Raw genomic sequence first — 19,251 nt, 5'->3', positions numbered from 1 at the left:
AAAATAAAAATTGACGTTTCACGTTGTTTGTTTCGTTCAGTTTTCAGAGAACTCATTTGTCGCTCATTTGCGACTTCCTTATGTTAACATCTTCATTTTTCAATGTCAACTAAGTTTTTTAATTTCTTTTTTTCGCTTTCTGCTCTTTCGCATCAGCGACGGTTATTAATTTACCATAGATTTAATCCCGTAGTCAACACCTTTTAATAAAAAATTCTTTTTCTTACATAACGGGTGCATTCTTCTGCATTTGCTACTCTTCGAAACAAACAAAAAAGAATTTTATATCGTTCTTCCATTGTCTTTTTTACAACATCATGTATTCGCTCATCTGCAAAATCAAATAAAAGTTCATCTAACTCTCTCTTCAATACATATTCTATTTCTTTCTGTTCTTCTTTTGTAATCATAATCCCAAGCAAACTATCACCTCAACAATTACTCATATGTCTATATAACTGCAAATTGATAAACCGACATAAACCATTTCCTTTTAGACAGGAGAGGGCATCCGATTATAAACAGAAGCGGTCAGATCCTTTTTCTGCCTCGCGCTGAGTAAAAAACAAAGAGAAAAAACAAATGGGGATTTCTTTTTATTTTCATGGCAGCGACTTATATATTTAAAAATCCGAATTGGGTGTATGCATACGAAGTAACGTGATATATTCATCAACTCTAAGGACGAATGCATCACCACTAAAATTTTAAAAAACACTATATCGTCCATTATATCCATTTCCTACGATATTAATCGTTCAGTTCTCTTTTCAGCTTTTTCAGCATATAAGTAACTGAAAAGGATTGGACAAAGGGGCGGAGTATTATGTTTTTCTTTTTTATAACAAGTAAACGTAAATTTAAGCACATTAGTTTAATTATTGTACTATCCTTATTTACAGCATGGCTTCTCTTTTTAAAGACATATTCTCATCAATCTGTTTTTTCAACTGCAACTGGTCCAAAAGTCATTTACAAAGGCGATACCGCAAAAAAACAAGTTGCGTTAACATTCGATATTAGTTGGGGAGATAAAAAGGCGCTTCCAATTCTGGACACTTTAAAAGAAAGAGAAATTAAAAATGCGACTTTCTTCCTCTCTGCAGCATGGGCAGAGAGACACCCTGACATTGTGGAACGGATTATACAGGATGGCCACGAAATTGGCAGTATGGGATATAACTATACCTCCTATACTTCTTTGGAAGCGAACGAAATGCGCAGGGATCTTTTACGTTCGCAAGATGTATTTACAAAGCTTGGCATAAAACAAGTCAAGCTATTGCGCCCTCCTAGCGGGGAATTTAATAAAACTGTCCTTAAAGTAGCAGAATCTCTTGGATATACTGTTGTACACTGGAGTAATAATTCAAACGACTGGAAAAATCCTGGTGTAAATAAAATTGTATCAACCGTTGCTAACAATTTACGAGGGGGAGACATTGTTTTATTACACGCTTCCGATTCGGCACTTCAAACAAATAAATCTTTACCGCTGCTCCTGCAGAAATTAAAAAGTGATGGCTATGAGCAAGTATCGGTATCACAACTTATTTCTAACACTAATGCAAAAAGTAATGATATAAAGTGAAACTTTAATCAATGGGGAGTTCTTCATTCCCCGCCTATCTTCCGCATTTCTCTCTGAACCTTGGGGAGAGATATTACCTCAAACCAATAGCGGGTAAACATCAATCCATACTAAAAAGGGTACAACACCTCATACAAAAGGCGTTGTACCCTTTTTCACTCTCATATTCTTAACTAGCTGACTTACTCCTTGGTTTCCTTGGTTTCCCTATTAAACGATGTAATATGAGTAACTGATATGCATTACATAAAAGAAGCGGGATAACCATTAAATATAACCAATCGGTATCATTAATTCGGAGCGCCGGTACCCATTCAAGAATTGTTACGACGACCATAAAGAACAAAGCAGGTATAAATGCTTTCTTATTCGTCTCTTTACTCTTTATATAGGCTACAATTACTCCAAATAAAAATAATATTCCAGCCACAAGAATATTATTTCCAAACGAAACTTCTCCATTTGCAACGAGTACCGATCTTAAATAAACAAAATCAAACAGTACAAATGCAATGAAAAAGAGCTGAACTGCGTTCCAAAGAGAAGATGACCGAAACATTCCTAGTCCAAAACGATGAACTGTTAAATACGCAAAAAAGCCCATTTGACTAATTACACTAAAAATAAATCCAACTCCAAGTAACCAAAAAGAAATCATTAAAATCTCTTTTCCGTCTAAATTTTGAAAAAATTTAACGTACTTGTCCCATCCTAAAATAAAACCAATAAGGATTGTACTCATTCCCCCAAGCAGCAACGTCGTTAAAAATAGTCGTACCCATTTTCGGCTATTCACAACCCATCCCCCATTATTGATATATTTCTACTTAAATTGTATCAATGACAATTTCAAAAAGCTAGCCATGAACATGTATAAATTCCTCTAAGATATTTATATTAAAAAAGAGAACTGTGTTGAAAGGAGCTCCAACTAATGAAACGGATGCTGCTCATTTTAGTTTCTTCACTTCTTTTCACTACCCTTACCGCATGTGCGCAAGGAAAAGAAGCGAAATCTGAATTAGATTACGATCAAACAAAAAAAATGATTGTTGATATTTTAAAAACGGATCAAGGGAAAAAAGCAATCCAAGATGTATTAACAGATGAGAAAGTGAAACAAGCACTTATATTAGATGAAGCCGTAGTCAAAAAAACGATTGAAGATGCAATGGTATCTGAAAAGGGGCAGCAGCTTTGGGAAAAACTATTTAAGGACCCTGAGTTTTCAACGAAATTTGCTAAAGGTATCGAAAAAGAACAAACAGCCTTAATGAAGACCCTATTAAAAGATCCTGAATACCAAGCAGGCGTTATAGAAATTATGAAAAATCCCGAAGTGGAAAAAATAATGCTACAAACAATGAAAAGCAAAGAGTATCGTCAATATTTGCAACAAGTATTAACAGAGACTGCCGAAAGCCCACTCTTCCAAACTAAGATGATTGATATCATTAGTAAAGGTATTGAAAAAGCTGAAAAAGGTGGCGGAGCTGAGAAAAAAGAAGGTGGCGGAGAAGGCGGATCACAAGACGAAAAACAAGAACAAAAATAAAACCAACCTCTACACATACGAATTTCCCCACCTCTACATATATAAGGCGGGGAAATTTTCTACTCTTAGAGGTTTATTTTTGTTTAACTGATGTTCTATCAATAACTTGCTCAGCTATCTTCCGGTAGATGACACCTGTTTTATGTGTATCCTCGTATACTGATGGTGCAAAATCCTCTTTATTCCAATCTGGTTGCTGAAGCGGAATTCGCCCTAATACATCTGTTTGTAATTCTGCAGCTAATTTATCTCCTCCGCCTTTGCCAAACACATACTCTTTCTCACCGGTTACTTTACTTTCGAAGTAAGCCATATTTTCAACAACCCCAAGAATACTATGTTCAGTACGAAGTGCCATAGCACCTGCACGAGCTGCTACAAATGCCGCTGTTGGATGAGGCGTTGTTACAATAATTTCCTTACAAGATGGGAGCATTGAATGCACATCTAAGGCCACATCCCCTGTACCTGGTGGTAAGTCTAATACTAAATAGTCTAAATCGCCCCATTCCACCTCTGTGAAAAAGTGATTTAACATTTTACCAAGCATTGGTCCTCTCCAAATAACAGGAGCATTGTCTTCTACAAAGAAGCCCATCGAAATTACTTTTACCCCTAAACGCTCTACAGGAATAATTCTATCGCCCCTTACAATTGGACGTTTTTCGATTCCCATCATATCCGGCACACTAAAGCCATATATATCAGCGTCAATAATACCAACTTTCTTTCCTAAACGAGCTAATGAAATTGCGAGGTTTACAGAAACCGTTGATTTACCAACCCCACCTTTTCCACTTGCAACTGCTAAAAATGTTGTTTTAGAATGTGGTGATAGTAACGATTCGCTTCCTTGTCCTTGTTCTTCCTGAGGTGACGTAAATTGAGCTAGCTCGTCCTCTGTAAATTCAGCAAAACGTAAACCAACCGTTGCGGCTCCAAGTTCTTTCACAAGCTTCACAATAGCTGATTGCAATTGCATTTGTTCAGCAGTCCCTGTTTTTACAATCGCAATTTTAACACTGACATGCTCTTTCTCAGGCTTTACAGTTATCTCTTTAATTGCATTTGTTTCTTTCAATGTTTTATGTAGAAATGGATCAGTAATCCCTTCAAGTGCTTTCACTACTTGCTCTTTCGTTACCATAATCAGCCCAGCCCCCTGTATGAAAAGTAAAGTAATGTTAAATGAATTGGGTTTGTATATTTACATTCCAAAAATAAATGCGTTTTCATTTCCAGTATAACATATTTTCCGAAAACTTCGTTAACGAGAGGAATTCAAAAAAACCTCCTTATTCAGGAGGATTTCCTTTTTCCGTAAAATAACGTAGTATTCCACGGTATATCGCAGCTGCCACCTTTTGCTGATATTTCTCCGAATTTAACATATATCGTTCATTTACATTGGATAAAAATCCAGCTTCAATTAAAGCTCCAGGTGTTTTCGCATACTTCAGCAAATAAACATGAGAGATTGTTTTAGCCGAGCGATTTGTATTTTCTAAGCTCGTTCGTAATTCAGCCTGGATAAACTTCGCTGCTCGTTCATTTTCAATCAAAGAGCGATAGTAAAATGTTTGTGCCCCTTTAGATCCACTACTCGTCAGGGCATTTAAATGAATGCTCGCAAAAAAGTCTACATCAGGCTTATTGATAATTTCTACACGTTTTTTTAAATCTTCTGCTTTACGTCTACTATATGATTTCGTGCTTTTGTCAGCTAAATCATAATCTCCCTCTCTCGTCAAAATAACTAAAGCTCCTTGCTCCTGCAAATAATCTTGTACCATTTTTGTAATTTCAAGCGTAATATTTTTTTCCACTATGTCCTGACCACCAACCGCTCCTCCATCTGGTCCGCCATGCCCAGCGTCTAATACAATTACTTTTCCAGATAAGGGTAAGTTCCAAGCTCGCCACGACTTTGTAATTTGAAATTCTTGTTTTACCAAGAAAAACAGTACAACTGCAGCAAGCATAAAAGAGATAATTCGAATTCTCTTCATACCTTTCCTCCTCCAGCTAGTCCCTCTAATTACTTATATGGGACAAGAGGAAAGTTTATGCTTTTCTTAATGCAGCTTTAAACGATATCTTCTTTCACCCTTTTCATATCCCTCACGCCACCATGAACTAATAAATTGCGCACAGGATTCATAAAGCAATTCCTCATCATTTGCTTCTATCTCCCGCATAGTCGTGCTTGTTAAAAATTGAAACAACATCTCCGTTAATTGCTGTTCCTCTTCTAACGCTCTATATTTCACATCAAAAAAAGATTCACCATAATAGCCAAATTTGCTATATCTTGCTCCTAATAAATATGATTCAATTCCCAGTTCAATACAATAATCCTCATACTTCCTGTGCAATTCTTTCATATCGAAAGCATCACGAATATTGGACCTTAACGTTTTTAATGATAATTCGCGAAGCATCTTCCGCTCATATTTCAACTGCTTTTCTTTTTGTTTTTCTTGTAAGGTAACAATCACATTCATAGTACTTATAAACCTCCCTAATACGTATTAGTCTAAGCTTCTGAAGAAGAAGCATACGTGAGAAGGTAGCACTAAAATATTCCAAGCTATAATACATAAAAAAACGGTACAAAACCTTTCTTTTTAGACGGGAGAGAGCATCCGGCTATGCATAGAAACGGTCAGACCCTTTTTCTGCCCCATGCCGTGTGAAAACAAAAGGAATATACAGATAGCCGGTTGCTCTTTATCCTTCATAACAGCGAATTATATAGTGAAAAGTCAAAATAGATTTATCCTATAAACTCACGGTCAATGATGAAAGGTTTAATTTATATAGTTTCATTAATTAAGACATAATAAAAAACCCCAGCCACATGGCTGGGGTTTGAAGTTCGCAAAAATTAACGTTTTGAGAACTGAGGTGCACGACGTGCGCCTTTAAGACCGTATTTTTTACGCTCTTTCATACGTGCGTCACGAGTTAATAGACCTGCACGTTTTAATGTTAGACGGTATTCTGGGTCAGCTTTTAATAAAGCGCGAGAGATACCGTGACGAATAGCACCAGCTTGACCAGTGTATCCACCACCATTTACGTTTACAAGTACATCGTAGTTACCTAAAGTTTCTGTTGCAACTAGAGGTTGTTTCACTACTTCACGTAATGCAGCAAATGGGATATAGTTTTCAAAATCACGACCGTTAATGATAACGCGTCCTTCGCCTGGAACTAGGCGTACGCGCGCTACTGAACTCTTACGACGTCCAGTACCATAGTATTGAACCTGTGCCAAAGTAAGCCCTCCTTTAATTAATTATCCGCGAAGTTCGTAAACTTCTGGTTTTTGTGCTTGGTGTGGATGCTCTGCTCCAGCATACACATTTAATTTTTTAGACACTTGACGTCCTAAACGTCCTTTTGGAAGCATGCCTTTAATTGCAAGCTCTAACATTTGTACAGGGTAGTTTGTACGCATTTCTAGAGCTGTTCTTTGTTTAAGACCACCTGGGTGGTTAGTGTGACGGTAGTAAATTTTATCGTTTAATTTATTACCTGTTAAATGAATTTTCTCAGCGTTAATAATAATTACATGATCACCCGTGTCAACGTGTGGTGTAAATGTTGGTTTGTTTTTACCACGTAAAATGGATGCTACTTCACTAGCAAGGCGACCTAAAGTTTGACCTTCAGCGTCAACCACATACCATTTACGCTCAACTTCGTTAGCTTTTGCCATAAAAGTCGTACGCATGTGTTTCCCTCCTCGTTATCTTTTCCATAGAAAAAATCTATTGTTTATCTTAAACACGATTTCCTTCCGGGGCTAATCGTGGTTTTAGAAACAATACCATATGTTATGATATCCTTTTGAGTTTCTAATGTCAAGCAAATGTTACACCAGGATTAGTTGTTATAGTTTACCTGCCATAAATAAAGCCCATGCCCTGGCACCATCTTCCCAGCAAAACGACGATCTTGTTTTTTTAAAATCTCTGGAATGCTGTTAGGATCAAGCTTTCCTTGCCCTACGCTAAGTAGCGTACCGACAATAATTCGCACCATATTATATAAAAATCCATTGCCTACAAAACGAAAAATTAATTCATCATCTTGTTCAATTAAATCTATTTCATAAATTGTTCGCACTTTATCTTTTTTGTCAGTTTTTGCCGAACAAAATGAAGTAAAATCATGGGTCCCAATAAAATAAGGAATTGCCTTCCGAATAGATTCTACCTCTAGTGGATATGGATACTGATATACATAGTTTCTACGGAATACATCAGCTGTTTTAGATAATAATACTCGGTAACGATACTCTTTTCTTTCCACACCATATCTTGCGTGAAAATCTTCTGTTTTTTTCTCTACTTGCAGGACTACAATATCATCTGGCAACATTGTATTTAAAGCATTCATCCATTGCCATTCTTCAAGGGACAATAATGTATCAAAATGAATCACTTGTCCTCTTGCATGAACAGTAGAATCTGTCCGCCCCGATGCTTGGACACGAACATTCTCTCCTTTATGCAATTTTTGCAGTGCTTTCTCTATTTCTTGTTGCACAGTACGATGCTGCGGTTGAATTTGATAACCACAAAAATTGATGCCATCATATGCAACTGTACATTTTATTCTTTCCATTTCTCTATTCTCCATTACGATCGCACCCATGCTAAAACACACGCTAGACAAAGTAAACTCACTATTGTTAGCGTATCACTTGTTTTCCAGCGTAGTTGCCTAAATTTAGTACGTCCTTCACCGCTTTGATACCCACGTGCTTCCATTGCAATTGCTAAATCCTCAGCACGCTTAAAAGCACTAATAAAAAGCGGTACAAGCAAAGAAATAACCGCCTTTAATCGATCTTTTATCGGCCCGCCAGCAAAATCAATACCACGAGATGCTTGTGCTTTCATAATTTTGCTCGTCTCATCCATTAATGTAGGGATAAAACGAAGGGAAATAGACATCATTAATGCGATTTCATGTACAGGAACCTTTATACGCTTTAAAGGCTTTAATAACGTCTCCATACCATCAGTAATTTCAATTGGTGTTGTTGTTAACGTTAATAATGTCGTCATTAAAATAATGACAAAAAAGCGTATAGAAATATATATCCCTTGCTCTAATCCTTTTTCATGTATTGAAAACCAACCAAGCTGGAATAGTACATCCCCTTCTTTATTTGTAAAAATATGCAGAAAAAATGTAAAAAGAAAAATCCATAAGATTGGTTTTAAGCCCGAAAGTACATAACGAATCGGCACTTTTGCAAAAAATAAAGCAATGAGTGCATATAAAAATAAAAATCCATATGAAATCGCATTATTTGCTAAAAAGACCACAAATACATATAAAAAGACAATCAACAGCTTCGTACGTGGATCAAGTTGATGAATGAGCGACCTACCTGGAATATATCTCCCAATAATCAACTGCTGCATGATTTATGACCACCTTTTCGTAACACCTGTACAACTTCATGAGTAAGATCCTCTAAAGATAAGGTAGCCTTTGGAATGGAAATACCAAACTTCTCTTCAATTGCACGTTTATACTTTAAAGACATTGGAAGATCGACACCGATTTGTTCTAATTCATCTGCATGTAAAAATACTTCCTCTGCTGTTCCTTGCAAAAAGACCGTTCCTTTATGCATAACCACAATTTGATCTGCATACTTGGCAGCATCCTCCATATTATGGGTAACTAAGATTACTGTCAATCCCTGTTCCTTATGAAGCTTATAAAACATCTCCATAAGCTCTTGCTGTCCCTTAGGATCAAGCCCCGCTGTCGGTTCATCTAATACGAGAACTTCAGGTTCCATTGCAAGTACGCCTGCTATTGCAACACGTCTCATCTGTCCGCCACTTAACTCAAATGGAGAACGCGCTAATAGCTCTGGATCCAATCCCACAAGCTCTATTGCATCCCTTGCCTTTTGTCTTGCCTCTTCTTCCGATACTCCAAAATTTGAGGGTCCAAAGCAAATATCTTTCTCAACGGTTTCTTCAAATAACTGATGCTCTGGAAACTGAAAGACAACCCCTACTTTTTTTCGCAGTGGCTTTAATTTCTTTTCTTTCTTTTGGGAGGAAATCAAATGTTCCCCGATTTGAACCGTACCATTTGTCGGCTGCAATAAACCATTTAAATGTTGAATCATCGTTGATTTGCCCGAACCAGTATGGCCGATAATGGCATAATATCCCCCACTTGGAAACGACACGTTTACATCATAAAGCGCGCGTCTTTCAAATGGAGTTTTATATTGATAACGATGCTCTACTGTTTGGAATGTAATCTCCAAAGTTCGTTCACCAAGCTTTCCATTGTAAGATGCGTATTTTGCAGTGGGATTTCATTTCTTTTTAATAATTCTGCTATTTTTACTGAGAATGGTACATCTAATCCGATTTCCATCAACATATGAGAGGACTTAAAAATTTGCTCAGGTGTACCCGCCTCTAATATTTCCCCTTGATTCAAAATAATAACGCGGTCTGATTGCGCAGCTTCTTCCAAGTCGTGCGTAATCGATAACACAGTAATGCCTTTTGTATCCACAAGCTTCCGAACGGTTTCAATTACTTCACGTCGTCCCTGTGGATCTAACATCGATGTTGCTTCATCCAATATTAAAATAGACGGTTGCAAAGCTAACACACCTGCAATCGCAACACGTTGCTTTTGTCCACCAGATAACGAATGAGGTTCCTCATTAAGAAACTCTTCCATTCGGACCATCTTAAGCGCTTGATTCAGCCGTTCTACCATCTGTTCCCGAGGCATCCCGATATTCTCAAGACCAAATACAACATCATCTTGCACTGTTGTCCCAACAAATTGATTATCTGGATTTTGAAATACCATACCAATTTGTTTTCGAATATCCCATACCGTTTCCTCAGATAAAACCATTGTATCATTTACAACGATTGTTCCTGATTCCGGTAGAAATAAACCATTTAATAACTTTGCAAGCGTAGACTTTCCTGAACCGTTTTGCCCAATTACAGAAACCCATTCTCCCTCATACAAAGAGAATGAAACGTCTTTTAATGCATAAGAAGTTGCCCCGGGATATTGAAATGATATATTTTGCGTGCGAAGTCTCTCTTTTTTCAATGCAAGGCACCCTCTCTCGTTACTTTACCAAGTTAGCCCATTTTCTATATTTAAAAAAAAAGGGCCATGACCAGTTACTTGAAAAGAACTGTCCTGCCCTTTTAATTATCATTATACTAACTCGATAATTACCATTGGTGCTGCGTCTCCGCGACGTGGACCAATTTTTGCAATACGAGTGTATCCGCCTTGACGCTCAGCATAGCGTGGAGCTACATCAGCGAATAATTTTTGAAGTGCATCTTGACCAGTCTCAGCATTAGCAACTTCATTGCGGATGAAAGATGCAGCTTGACGGCGAGCATGAAGATCTCCGCGTTTACCTAAAGTGATCATTTTTTCCACTACAGAACGAAGTTCTTTTGCACGAGTTTCTGTCGTTTGGATGCGCTCGTTGATAATTAAATCAGTAGCTAAGTCACGTAACATAGCTTTACGTTGCGCACTTGTACGGCCTAATTTTCTGTATGCCATTCGTAGTTCCCTCCTTTGTTGATGAGATTAAATCCTCAGTCGTCTTTACGTAAGCCTAAACCTAATTCCTCAAGCTTATGCTTAACTTCTTCTAAAGATTTACGTCCTAAGTTACGAACTTTCATCATATCTTCTTCTGTTTTGTTCGCAAGCTCTTGTACAGTATTAATTCCTGCACGTTTTAAGCAATTATAAGAACGAACAGAAAGATCAAGTTCTTCAATAGTCATTTCTAGAACTTTTTCTTTTTGATCTTCTTCCTTCTCGACCATAATCTCAGCATTTTGTGCTTCGTCAGTTAAACCAACGAAGATGTTTAAATGCTCAGTTAAGATTTTGGCACCTAAAGAGATAGCTTCTTTTGGCCCGATGCTTCCATCCGTCCATACATCAAGCGTAAGCTTATCATAATTTGCCACTTGTCCGACACGTGTCTTTTCCACTTGGTAAGTCACACGTGATACTGGAGTATAAATAGAATCAATAGGAATAACTCCTATTGGTTGATCTTCGCTTTTATTTGCATCAGCTGGCGTATACCCACGGCCACGCTTTGCAGTTAAACGCACGCGGAAATGCGCATCTTTTGCTAACGTCGCAATGTATAAATCTGGATTTAAGATTTCAACATCACTATCGTGAGTAATATCAGCAGCTGTGACAATACCTTCGCCCTGTACATCGATTTCCAACGTCTTCTCTTCTTCAGAGTAGATTTTAAGAGCTAACTTTTTCAAGTTTAAGATGATCGTTGTTACGTCTTCTACTACGCCCTCAACTGTTGAAAATTCGTGTAATACGCCATCGATTTGGATAGCAGTTACAGCGGCACCAGGGAGTGAGGATAAAAGAATACGACGTAGGGAGTTACCCAAAGTAGTACCATATCCACGCTCAAGCGGTTCAATCACGAATTTGCCATACTTAGCATCTTCGTTAAGTTCAACCGTTTCGATTTTCGGTTTTTCGATTTCAATCATTAACTAAACCCTCCTTCAAAACGTCGAAACCCCGGCTAAACAAAGGAAAAACCTCTGTCTAACCGAAAGTCCCCCTTAGGCAGTTCCCGATTGTGCACAACAAGCGATGTTTCTGTACGAAATTTCTCGATAATGCATCATATCCATTATAGACAAAAGGGAAAATTCTATACAGAAAAATTAAACACGACGACGTTTTGGCGGACGACATCCATTATGAGGAACTGGAGTAACATCTCTGATTGCTGTTACTTCTAGACCTGCAGCTTGAAGAGCACGAATTGCAGCTTCACGACCAGCACCAGGACCTTTTACAGTAACCTCTAAAGTTTTTAAACCGTGTTCCATTGCAACTTTAGCAGCAGTTTCAGCAGCCATTTGCGCAGCGAATGGAGTAGATTTACGAGATCCACGGAAACCAAGTGCACCAGCACTAGACCAAGAAAGCGCGTTACCGTGAGTATCTGTAAGTGTTACGATTGTGTTGTTGAAAGTAGAACGAATATGAGCTACACCAGCTTCAATATTCTTTTTCACACGTTTTTTACGAGTGTTTGTTTTACGTGCCATTGTTAGTTCAACCTCCTTTACTTATTATTTCTTTTTATTTGCTACTGTACGACGTGGACCTTTACGTGTACGAGCATTGTTTTTAGAGTTTTGACCACGAACTGGTAAACCACGACGGTGACGAAGACCACGGTAAGAACCGATCTCCATTAGACGTTTAATGTTAAGAGATACTTCACGACGAAGGTCTCCCTCAACTTTAATACGATCGATGATATCACGGATACGTCCTAATTCGTCTTCCGTTAAATCACGAACTCGTGTTTCTTCAGAAACACCAGCTTCAGCAAGAATTTTTTCAGCAGTTGTGCGACCAATGCCGAATACGTAAGTTAAAGAAATAACAACGCGTTTGTCACGAGGAATATCTACACCTGCGATACGTGCCATTCCGAATGCACCTCCTTCTGATTAACCTTGTTTTTGTTTATGTTTAGGGTTTTCACAAATAACCATTACTTTTCCACGTCTACGAATAACTTTACATTTTTCGCAGATTGGTTTAACTGACGGTCTTACTTTCATGTCTCGAACCTCCTTAAAGATTACGGAGTGCTATATTATTTAAAACGGTACGTAATACGACCACGATTTAAATCGTACGGAGATAATTCTACCGTAACTTTGTCTCCTGGTAAAATACGAATGAAGTTCATACGGATTTTACCAGAAACGTGAGCCAATACGACATGCCCATTCTCTAATTCTACTTTGAACATAGCATTTGGCAACGTTTCAAGAACGGTACCTTCGACTTCAATTACATCATCTTTAGCCATTCAATAGTTCTCCCTTCTTCAGTAACATTTTACACTGCTCTGAAATCCCGGAGAGCCAGCTACTTATAAAGTGGTAAGGATTTCGTATCCTGCTTCTGTAAGAGCAATCGTGTGCTCGAAGTGGGCACACCATTTACCATCTACCGTTACCACTGTCCAGTCATCAGATAGTGTTTTTACATATCGTCTTCCTTGGTTCACCATCGGCTCAACACAGATGACCATTCCCGGCTTTAATCTAGGACCTTTATTTGGTGGACCATAGTGCGGAATTTGAGGATCTTCATGTAAGTCTTGCCCGATTCCGTGACCAACATACTCCCTAACGATCGAGAATCCATTATCTTCAGCATACGTTTGAACCGCATGTGAGATATTCGATAATCTTTCGCCTGGTTTTATTTGTTCTAGACCAAGATACAACGATTTTTCTGTGACATCAAGTAGCTTTTGAACAGATTCAGAAATGTTTCCTACTGGATACGTCCATGCAGAATCTCCATGGTACCCATTGTATTTCGCACCAATATCGATACTGATGATATCGCCTTCTTGGAGCTTGCGCTTTCCTGGAATCCCATGTACAAGCTCTTCATTTACAGAAGCACAGATGCTTCCCGGAAATCCGTTGTATCCTTTAAAAGATGGCGTAGCACCATATTTTCGAATCGTCTTTTCCGCTATTTGATCGAGCTCTTTCGTTGTAATTCCTGGAGTAATATGCTTTTTCAACTCTTGATGAGTTAAAGCAACGATCTTGCCCGCTTCTCGCATGATCTCTATCTCGCGAGGAGTTTTGCAAATGATCATTACGCTAAGCCTCCGATGAGAACATCGATATCAGCAAATACTTTATTGATATCTTGCTCACCATTAATGCTTTGTAAGTAACCAAGCTCTTCATAGAAATCAAGCAAAGGTTTTGTTTGCTTAATATTTACATCTAAACGATTCGCTACAGTTTCTTCATTGTCATCAGAGCGTTGATATAATTCGCCACCACATTTATCGCACACATCAGCTTTTGCTGGCGGATTGAATTCTAAGTGGTAAGTCGCACCGCACTCTTTACAAATGCGACGGCCTGTAAGACGTTTTAATAGCAATCCTGAATCCACATTAATGTTTAAAACATAGTCGATTTTTTTGCCAAGATCTTTCATTATCTCTTCAAGAGCAGATGCTTGTGCAACTGTTCGTGGAAAACCGTCTAATAAGAAGCCTTTTACACAGTCTTCTTGGCTTAAACGTTCACGAACGATTCCGATTGTAACTTCATCTGGAACAAGGGCACCTTTATCAATGAAAGATTTCGCTTGTAAACCAAGTTCTGTTTCAGCCTTCATAGCTGCACGGAACATATCTCCTGTTGAGATGTGAGGGATGTTATACTTGGCAACAATCTGTTCGGCTTGTGTACCTTTACCAGCACCAGGAAGCCCCATTAAAATTAAGTTCATCTTTGTTCCCCCTCAGTACATGAGCATGTAGGGAAGACACATCTTCCCACTTACTCACTGCTTGATAAACCCTTTGTAATGGCGTTTTACCAGTTGGCTTTCTAGCTGCTTCATTGTTTCTAAAGCAACGCCGACAACGATTAACATACTCGTTCCACCAATCTGTGCAGATGGAGGAAGATTCCCCAGCTTCGTAAAGATAACTGGAAGAATTGCAATCGCTGCTAGGAAAATAGATCCTACAAAGGTCAAACGATACAAGATTTTTGTTAGATATTGTTCTGTATTCTTACCCGGACGAATACCTGGAACATACCCACCTTGCTTGTTTAAGTTCTCTGACATTTGCTCTGGATTAACCTGAACAAATGCATAGAAATATGTGAAGGCTACAATGAGCGCTACATATATTATCATTCCCACTGGATGAGAATAGTTAAAGTTTGCAATGATCCACTGCGATACATCGTGTTTCGGGAAGAACTGTGCAATAGTTGGAGGTGTAATTAAGAATGAAACAGCAAAAATTACTGGAATAACACCCGCACTATTTACCTTAAGCGGTAAATGTGTGTTTTGTGCTCCAGTATAACTACCATTTCCTCCTGTTACACGCTTCGCATATTGAATTGGGATCTTTCTAACAGCTTGTTGAATGAAGATAACTCCAACAACAACTGCTAGCACAGCTAGTAAAATCAATACAACTTTAACGATACTCATGAACAGTTGATCTCCGACATTTTGAAACTGTTGTTGATACACTTGAGATATTACACTTGGGATCGCTGCAGCAATACCAGCAAAGATAAGAATGGAAATACCATTGCCTACACCTTTAGCTGTAATCTGTTCACCTAACCACATTAAAAATGCAGTACCAGCAGTCAGTACCGTAGCAATGTATAAATAAGTGCTCCAACCTGGATTCAAAATTAACTGCCCACCTACCATACCGTTAAAACCGATTGACATACCAAACCCCTGAATAAACGCAAGAACAATTGTAAAGTAACGCGTGAATTGCGTTAATTTACGACGGCCCATTTCGCCTTGCTTCGACCATTCCGAAAATTTAGGAACAACATCCATCTGCAATAATTGCACGATGATGGATGCTGTAATATACGGCATGATTCCCATCGCAAAGATGGAGAAGTTTTTCAACGCGCCACCGCCAAATGTATTTAGGATTCCTAATGCATTTAACTGATCTTGTGCTTTCAGTACGTCTCCATTTGTAAATGGCACTGGGATAAACGTGCCAATCCTGAATACGATTAACATCGCTAAAGTGAATAATATTTTACGTCTTATCTCAGCAACGCGCATAAAGTTGGAGATTGTACGAAACATTAGATCACCTCAACTGTTCCGCCAGCTGCTTCAATTGCTTCTTTAGCACTTGAAGAGAACTTGTGCGCTTTAACAGTTAGTTTTTTCTCAACTGCTCCGCTTGCAAGAACTTTAACACCATCGTTTAATTTGCTGATAACGCCAGTTTCCAGCAATAATTCAGGTGTTACTTCTGTACCATCTTCAAAACGGTTTAACGTCGCTAAGTTTACAATAGCAAACTCTTTGCGGTTAATGTTTGTGAAGCCGCGTTTTGGTAAACGACGGAATAATGGAGTTTGACCACCTTCGAAGCCAAGACGAACACCACCGCCAGAACGAGCGTTTTGTCCTTTATGACCTTTACCAGCAGTTTTACCGTTACCAGAACCGATACCGCGACCGACACGGTTACGTACTTTACGAGAACCTTCTGCAGGTTTTAATTCATGAAGTTTCATTCCCAGGCACCTCCTTATATTAATGAGTTATCCTTAAGCTTCTTTTACAGTTACAAGGTGAGAAACTTTGTTGATCATACCAAGAATAGCAGGAGTTTCTTCCTTAACTACAGTTGAATTCAACTTTTTAAGACCTAAAGCTTCTACAGTCGCACGTTGATCTTGTGGACGACCAATTACACTACGAGTGAGGGTAATTTCTAACTTTTTCGCCATTTGTTTTCCCTCCTTCTTAACCTAGTAGCTCTTCTACAGATTTACCGCGTAATTTTGCAACATCTTCAGCACGCTTAAGTTCGCTTAATCCGTTCACAGTAGCGCGAATCATGTTAATTGGTGTGTTAGAACCAAGAGATTTCGAAAGAATATCTTGTACACCAGCTAATTCAAGAACCGCACGAACTGGTCCACCAGCGATTACTCCAGTACCTTCAGCAGCAGGTTTTAAGAATACTTCACCAGCACCGAAATGTCCGATGATTTCGTGTGGAATTGATGTACCAACTAATGGTACTTCGATTAAGTTTTTCTTAGCATCTTCGATAGCTTTGCGAATAGCATCTGGTACCTCTTGAGCTTTACCAGTACCGAATCCAACATGACCGTTTTTATCGCCAACTACAACTAGTGCAGCAAAGCGGAAACGACGACCACCCTTAACAACTTTCGCAACACGGTTTATCGTAACTACACGTTCTTCAAGTTCTAATTTACTTGGGTCAATGCGACGCATCAATTTTCCCTCCTTTGACCATTAAAATTGTAATCCAGCCTCACGAGCAGCTTCAGCTAGAGCTTTAACACGGCCATGGTATAAGTAACCACCGCGATCAAATACTACTTCTTTAACACCCTTCTCTACAGCACGCTTAGCAACTAATTCGCCAACTTTCGTAGCAGCTTCAGTGTTGCCTGTACCGTTAAGAGCAAGGTCTTTATCAAGAGTAGATGCACTTACTAATGTTACACCATTCACATCATCAATAACTTGAGCGTAAATGTGTTGATTAGAACGGAACACGTTTAAACGTGGACGCTCTGCAGTACCAGTAAGTTTTGCACGTACACGTGCATGTCTTTTCTTACGAGTCGCATTTTTATCAGCTTTAGTGATCATTCTTGTCACTCCTTTCTTTCACCTAACGGGCTTACTTAGCAGTTTTACCTTCTTTACGACGTACAACTTCACCTTCGTAACGAATTCCTTTACCTTTGTAAGGTTCTGGAGCACGTACAGCACGAACGTTAGCAGCAAATTCGCCAACACGTTGCTTGTCGATACCTTTAATCACGATCTTAGTTGGAGCAGGAACTTCAACTTCAAGACCCGCTTCAGGAGTCATTTCAACTGGGTGAGAGTAACCTACGTTTAATACAAGTTTGTCACCTTGCTTTTGAGCACGGTAACCAACCCCGATTAATTCAAGTCCGCGAGCGAAACCTGTAGTTACACCTTCAACCATGTTACCTAGTAAAGCACGAGTTGTACCGTGTAATGCACGGTGTTCCTTCTGTTCAGATGGACGCTCTACTGTTAGGATGTTTTCTTCAATTTTGATAGACATATCAGCATTGAATGTACGAGTTAATTCACCTTTAGGTCCTTTTACTGTTACAGTATTGTTTTCTGCTACTGTGATAGTAACACCTGCAGGGATTTCAAGAATCTTTTTACCAATACGAGACATGTTGTCACACCTCCGTTCGTTTAAATATTAATTACCAAACGTATGCTACTACTTCTCCACCAGTTTGTAATTGACGAGCGTCTTTGTCCGTCATTACTCCCTTAGATGTAGAAACAAGAGCGATACCTAATCCGTTAAGTACACGTGGTACTTCGTCAGCTTTAGCGTAAACGCGTAAGCCAGGCTTACTGATACGTTTTAATCCAGTGATTACACGTTCATTGTTTGCACCATATTTCAGGAAAATACGAAGGATACCTTGTTTGTTATCCTCGATGTATTCTACATCACGAATGAAACCTTCACGTTTTAAAAGTTCAGCGATCTCTTTTTTGATTTTAGAAGCAGGAACCTCTAATTTCTCATGACGTACCATGTTCGCATTACGGATGCGAGTAAGCATATCTGCAATTGGATCTGTCATCACCATGTGTTTTACCTCCTTCCCATTTGTGGGTTTTACCAACTAGCTTTTTTAACACCAGGAATTTGACCTTTATATGCAAGTTCACGGAAACAAATACGGCAAAGTTTAAATTTGCGGTATACAGAATGCGGACGACCGCAGCGCTCGCAACGTGTATACTCTTGTACTTTAAACTTAGGAGTACGCTTTTGTTTCGCAATCATAGATTTTTTAGCCACGTTTTCGCCTCCTCTACTTAGCGTTGGCTTCCATTATTTTTGGAATGGCATACCGAATTGTGTTAAAAGTTCACGAGCTTCTTCATCAGTGTTCGCTGTAGTAACGATTACGATGTCCATACCGCGGACTTTGCTTACTTTATCATAATCGATCTCAGGGAAGATAAGTTGCTCTTTAACACCTAATGTATAGTTACCACGACCATCGAAAGATTTCTTAGATACACCACGGAAATCACGTACACGTGGTAAAGAAACAGATACTAATTTGTCGAAGAACTCATACATTTGCTCACCGCGTAAAGTAACTTTCGCTCCGATTGGCATACCTTCACGTAGACGGAAACCAGCGATAGATTTCTTAGCACGAGTGATAACAGGCTTTTGACCTGCGATTTGAGTTAATTCTTCTACAGCATTGTCTAATGCTTTAGAGTTTGCTACCGCATCACCAACACCAGTGTTGATAACGATCTTTTCGATCTTCGGTACTTGCATTACAGATTTATAGTTAAACTTGCTCATTAGAGCAGGAGTAATTTCCTTTTGGAACTTCTCTTTAAGGCGATTCAATGAAGTGAC

Annotated in this window: 30 protein-coding genes; 2 read left to right on the top strand and 28 right to left on the bottom strand. The window is 38.8% G+C overall.

Going from position 1 to position 19,251, the window contains the following annotated elements; genetic code table 11:
- Positions 1-203: 203 nt before the first annotated feature.
- Positions 204-422 (bottom strand): hypothetical protein, encoded by a 219-nt coding sequence (locus HRG09_RS21405; protein WP_174102841.1) that lies wholly within the window; start codon positions 420-422, stop codon positions 204-206.
- Positions 423-826: 404 nt separating this feature from the next.
- On the opposite strand from HRG09_RS21405, the gene pdaB reads away from it, so the two are divergent.
- A complete protein-coding gene (gene pdaB, locus HRG09_RS21400; protein WP_174102840.1) occupies positions 827-1,591 on the top strand; it encodes a polysaccharide deacetylase family sporulation protein PdaB in 765 nt (254 codons plus the stop codon).
- A 169-nt stretch (positions 1,592-1,760) separates the two neighbouring features.
- On the opposite strand, the gene HRG09_RS21395 is transcribed toward pdaB, so the two are convergent.
- Positions 1,761-2,387, bottom strand: a complete 627-nt coding sequence (locus HRG09_RS21395) for a KinB-signaling pathway activation protein (RefSeq protein WP_174102839.1) — start codon at positions 2,385-2,387, stop codon at positions 1,761-1,763.
- 138 nt (positions 2,388-2,525) lie between these two features.
- Here HRG09_RS21395 and gerD point away from each other — a divergent pair, with 138 nt between their 5' ends.
- Positions 2,526-3,146 carry a spore germination lipoprotein GerD gene (gene gerD / locus HRG09_RS21390; protein WP_174102838.1) on the top strand — a complete coding sequence of 207 codons (621 nt, stop codon included), beginning with the start codon at positions 2,526-2,528 and terminating at the stop codon, positions 3,144-3,146.
- A 73-nt stretch (positions 3,147-3,219) separates the two neighbouring features.
- Here gerD and HRG09_RS21385 read toward each other — a convergent pair whose 3' ends face one another.
- The 26 genes from HRG09_RS21385 to rplE form a co-directional block, all read right to left on the bottom strand.
- Positions 3,220-4,293: an Mrp/NBP35 family ATP-binding protein gene (locus HRG09_RS21385; RefSeq protein ID WP_174102837.1), complete on the bottom strand. Its 1,074-nt coding sequence runs from the start codon at positions 4,291-4,293 to the stop codon at positions 3,220-3,222.
- Positions 4,294-4,441: 148 nt separating this feature from the next.
- A complete protein-coding gene (gene cwlD, locus HRG09_RS21380; RefSeq protein WP_174102836.1) occupies positions 4,442-5,155 on the bottom strand; it encodes an N-acetylmuramoyl-L-alanine amidase CwlD in 714 nt (237 codons plus the stop codon).
- A 66-nt stretch (positions 5,156-5,221) separates the two neighbouring features.
- Positions 5,222-5,650 carry a DUF2521 family protein gene (locus tag HRG09_RS21375; protein ID WP_174102835.1) on the bottom strand — a complete coding sequence of 143 codons (429 nt, stop codon included), beginning with the start codon at positions 5,648-5,650 and terminating at the stop codon, positions 5,222-5,224.
- A gap of 383 nt (positions 5,651-6,033) precedes the next feature.
- On the bottom strand, positions 6,034-6,426 hold the full coding sequence (rpsI, locus tag HRG09_RS21370) for a 30S ribosomal protein S9 (RefSeq protein ID WP_000079986.1): 393 nt from the start codon (positions 6,424-6,426) through the stop codon (positions 6,034-6,036).
- A 21-nt stretch (positions 6,427-6,447) separates the two neighbouring features.
- Complete coding sequence (rplM, locus tag HRG09_RS21365) at positions 6,448-6,885, bottom strand: 50S ribosomal protein L13 (protein WP_001260793.1); 438 nt, start codon at positions 6,883-6,885, stop codon at positions 6,448-6,450.
- A 152-nt stretch (positions 6,886-7,037) separates the two neighbouring features.
- Complete coding sequence (gene truA, locus HRG09_RS21360) at positions 7,038-7,781, bottom strand: tRNA pseudouridine(38-40) synthase TruA (protein ID WP_174102834.1); 744 nt, start codon at positions 7,779-7,781, stop codon at positions 7,038-7,040.
- Positions 7,782-7,795: 14 nt separating this feature from the next.
- Entirely contained in the window at positions 7,796-8,590 is a 795-nt protein-coding gene (locus tag HRG09_RS21355; protein WP_174102833.1) for an energy-coupling factor transporter transmembrane component T family protein, read from the bottom strand.
- Positions 8,578-9,459 carry an energy-coupling factor ABC transporter ATP-binding protein gene (locus tag HRG09_RS21350; protein ID WP_174102832.1) on the bottom strand — a complete coding sequence of 294 codons (882 nt, stop codon included), beginning with the start codon at positions 9,457-9,459 and terminating at the stop codon, positions 8,578-8,580. Before HRG09_RS21350 ends, HRG09_RS21355 begins: the two co-directional genes overlap by 13 nt.
- Positions 9,435-10,277: an energy-coupling factor ABC transporter ATP-binding protein gene (locus HRG09_RS21345; RefSeq protein WP_174102831.1), complete on the bottom strand. Its 843-nt coding sequence runs from the start codon at positions 10,275-10,277 to the stop codon at positions 9,435-9,437. Before HRG09_RS21345 ends, HRG09_RS21350 begins: the two co-directional genes overlap by 25 nt.
- Before the next feature lie 111 nt (positions 10,278-10,388).
- Positions 10,389-10,751, bottom strand: coding sequence for a 50S ribosomal protein L17 (gene rplQ / locus HRG09_RS21340; RefSeq protein WP_000331491.1), 363 nt, complete (start codon positions 10,749-10,751; stop codon positions 10,389-10,391).
- Between the two features lie 35 nt (positions 10,752-10,786).
- Positions 10,787-11,731, bottom strand: a complete 945-nt coding sequence (locus tag HRG09_RS21335) for a DNA-directed RNA polymerase subunit alpha (protein WP_000569645.1) — start codon at positions 11,729-11,731, stop codon at positions 10,787-10,789.
- Between the two features lie 180 nt (positions 11,732-11,911).
- Positions 11,912-12,301: a 30S ribosomal protein S11 gene (gene rpsK / locus HRG09_RS21330; protein WP_000101801.1), complete on the bottom strand. Its 390-nt coding sequence runs from the start codon at positions 12,299-12,301 to the stop codon at positions 11,912-11,914.
- A gap of 24 nt (positions 12,302-12,325) precedes the next feature.
- Positions 12,326-12,691 (bottom strand): 30S ribosomal protein S13, encoded by a 366-nt coding sequence (gene rpsM, locus HRG09_RS21325; protein ID WP_000090789.1) that lies wholly within the window; start codon positions 12,689-12,691, stop codon positions 12,326-12,328.
- A 21-nt stretch (positions 12,692-12,712) separates the two neighbouring features.
- On the bottom strand, positions 12,713-12,826 hold the full coding sequence (gene rpmJ / locus HRG09_RS21320; RefSeq protein WP_000868344.1) for a 50S ribosomal protein L36: 114 nt from the start codon (positions 12,824-12,826) through the stop codon (positions 12,713-12,715).
- Between the two features lie 35 nt (positions 12,827-12,861).
- A complete protein-coding gene (infA, locus tag HRG09_RS21315; RefSeq protein ID WP_001029884.1) occupies positions 12,862-13,080 on the bottom strand; it encodes a translation initiation factor IF-1 in 219 nt (72 codons plus the stop codon).
- A gap of 63 nt (positions 13,081-13,143) precedes the next feature.
- On the bottom strand, positions 13,144-13,890 hold the full coding sequence (gene map, locus HRG09_RS21310) for a type I methionyl aminopeptidase (protein ID WP_174102830.1): 747 nt from the start codon (positions 13,888-13,890) through the stop codon (positions 13,144-13,146).
- Positions 13,890-14,540, bottom strand: coding sequence for an adenylate kinase (locus HRG09_RS21305; RefSeq protein WP_017150140.1), 651 nt, complete (start codon positions 14,538-14,540; stop codon positions 13,890-13,892). Before HRG09_RS21305 ends, map begins: the two co-directional genes overlap by 1 nt.
- A gap of 54 nt (positions 14,541-14,594) precedes the next feature.
- Entirely contained in the window at positions 14,595-15,896 is a 1,302-nt protein-coding gene (gene secY, locus HRG09_RS21300; protein ID WP_174102829.1) for a preprotein translocase subunit SecY, read from the bottom strand.
- Complete coding sequence (gene rplO / locus HRG09_RS21295) at positions 15,896-16,336, bottom strand: 50S ribosomal protein L15 (RefSeq protein ID WP_017150138.1); 441 nt, start codon at positions 16,334-16,336, stop codon at positions 15,896-15,898. The genes secY and rplO overlap by 1 nt, the downstream gene beginning before the upstream one ends.
- Before the next feature lie 33 nt (positions 16,337-16,369).
- Entirely contained in the window at positions 16,370-16,552 is a 183-nt protein-coding gene (rpmD, locus tag HRG09_RS21290; RefSeq protein ID WP_001085234.1) for a 50S ribosomal protein L30, read from the bottom strand.
- 16 nt (positions 16,553-16,568) lie between these two features.
- Entirely contained in the window at positions 16,569-17,069 is a 501-nt protein-coding gene (gene rpsE, locus HRG09_RS21285; protein WP_017150137.1) for a 30S ribosomal protein S5, read from the bottom strand.
- A 21-nt stretch (positions 17,070-17,090) separates the two neighbouring features.
- Complete coding sequence (gene rplR / locus HRG09_RS21280) at positions 17,091-17,453, bottom strand: 50S ribosomal protein L18 (RefSeq protein ID WP_017150136.1); 363 nt, start codon at positions 17,451-17,453, stop codon at positions 17,091-17,093.
- Positions 17,454-17,484: 31 nt separating this feature from the next.
- Entirely contained in the window at positions 17,485-18,024 is a 540-nt protein-coding gene (gene rplF, locus HRG09_RS21275; protein WP_174102828.1) for a 50S ribosomal protein L6, read from the bottom strand.
- A 31-nt stretch (positions 18,025-18,055) separates the two neighbouring features.
- On the bottom strand, positions 18,056-18,454 hold the full coding sequence (rpsH, locus tag HRG09_RS21270) for a 30S ribosomal protein S8 (protein ID WP_000245511.1): 399 nt from the start codon (positions 18,452-18,454) through the stop codon (positions 18,056-18,058).
- Between the two features lie 29 nt (positions 18,455-18,483).
- Positions 18,484-18,669: a 30S ribosomal protein S14 gene (gene rpsN / locus HRG09_RS21265; RefSeq protein ID WP_001085700.1), complete on the bottom strand. Its 186-nt coding sequence runs from the start codon at positions 18,667-18,669 to the stop codon at positions 18,484-18,486.
- Between the two features lie 33 nt (positions 18,670-18,702).
- On the bottom strand, positions 18,703-19,242 hold the full coding sequence (gene rplE / locus HRG09_RS21260; protein WP_017150134.1) for a 50S ribosomal protein L5: 540 nt from the start codon (positions 19,240-19,242) through the stop codon (positions 18,703-18,705).
- Positions 19,243-19,251: the final 9 nt, after the last annotated feature.

Source organism: Bacillus sp. Xin1, from assembly GCF_013314535.1.
Classification (GTDB): domain Bacteria; phylum Bacillota; class Bacilli; order Bacillales; family Bacillaceae_G; genus Bacillus_A.
Note: the sequence above shows the minus strand (reverse complement) of the source record. Positions and strands in the feature narration are given on the sequence as shown.

Coding starts and splice junctions, on each gene's coding strand:
- pdaB (WP_174102840.1), top strand. CDS start 827: ATGTTTTTCTTTTTTATAACAAGTAAACGTAAATTTAAGCACATTAGT.
- gerD (WP_174102838.1), top strand. CDS start 2,526: ATGAAACGGATGCTGCTCATTTTAGTTTCTTCACTTCTTTTCACTACC.
- HRG09_RS21385 (WP_174102837.1), bottom strand. CDS start 4,293: ATGGTAACGAAAGAGCAAGTAGTGAAAGCACTTGAAGGGATTACTGAT.
- cwlD (WP_174102836.1), bottom strand. CDS start 5,155: ATGAAGAGAATTCGAATTATCTCTTTTATGCTTGCTGCAGTTGTACTG.
- HRG09_RS21375 (WP_174102835.1), bottom strand. CDS start 5,650: ATGAATGTGATTGTTACCTTACAAGAAAAACAAAAAGAAAAGCAGTTG.
- rplM (WP_001260793.1), bottom strand. CDS start 6,885: ATGCGTACGACTTTTATGGCAAAAGCTAACGAAGTTGAGCGTAAATGG.
- truA (WP_174102834.1), bottom strand. CDS start 7,781: ATGGAAAGAATAAAATGTACAGTTGCATATGATGGCATCAATTTTTGT.
- HRG09_RS21355 (WP_174102833.1), bottom strand. CDS start 8,590: ATGCAGCAGTTGATTATTGGGAGATATATTCCAGGTAGGTCGCTCATT.
- rplQ (WP_000331491.1), bottom strand. CDS start 10,751: ATGGCATACAGAAAATTAGGCCGTACAAGTGCGCAACGTAAAGCTATG.
- HRG09_RS21335 (WP_000569645.1), bottom strand. CDS start 11,731: ATGATTGAAATCGAAAAACCGAAAATCGAAACGGTTGAACTTAACGAA.
- rpsK (WP_000101801.1), bottom strand. CDS start 12,301: ATGGCACGTAAAACAAACACTCGTAAAAAACGTGTGAAAAAGAATATT.
- rpsM (WP_000090789.1), bottom strand. CDS start 12,691: ATGGCACGTATCGCAGGTGTAGATATTCCTCGTGACAAACGCGTTGTT.
- rpmJ (WP_000868344.1), bottom strand. CDS start 12,826: ATGAAAGTAAGACCGTCAGTTAAACCAATCTGCGAAAAATGTAAAGTT.
- infA (WP_001029884.1), bottom strand. CDS start 13,080: ATGGCTAAAGATGATGTAATTGAAGTCGAAGGTACCGTTCTTGAAACG.
- map (WP_174102830.1), bottom strand. CDS start 13,890: ATGATCATTTGCAAAACTCCTCGCGAGATAGAGATCATGCGAGAAGCG.
- HRG09_RS21305 (WP_017150140.1), bottom strand. CDS start 14,540: ATGAACTTAATTTTAATGGGGCTTCCTGGTGCTGGTAAAGGTACACAA.
- secY (WP_174102829.1), bottom strand. CDS start 15,896: ATGTTTCGTACAATCTCCAACTTTATGCGCGTTGCTGAGATAAGACGT.
- rplO (WP_017150138.1), bottom strand. CDS start 16,336: ATGAAACTTCATGAATTAAAACCTGCAGAAGGTTCTCGTAAAGTACGT.
- rpmD (WP_001085234.1), bottom strand. CDS start 16,552: ATGGCGAAAAAGTTAGAAATTACCCTCACTCGTAGTGTAATTGGTCGT.
- rpsE (WP_017150137.1), bottom strand. CDS start 17,069: ATGCGTCGCATTGACCCAAGTAAATTAGAACTTGAAGAACGTGTAGTT.
- rplR (WP_017150136.1), bottom strand. CDS start 17,453: ATGATCACTAAAGCTGATAAAAATGCGACTCGTAAGAAAAGACATGCA.
- rplF (WP_174102828.1), bottom strand. CDS start 18,024: ATGTCTCGTATTGGTAAAAAGATTCTTGAAATCCCTGCAGGTGTTACT.
- rpsH (WP_000245511.1), bottom strand. CDS start 18,454: ATGGTGATGACAGATCCAATTGCAGATATGCTTACTCGCATCCGTAAT.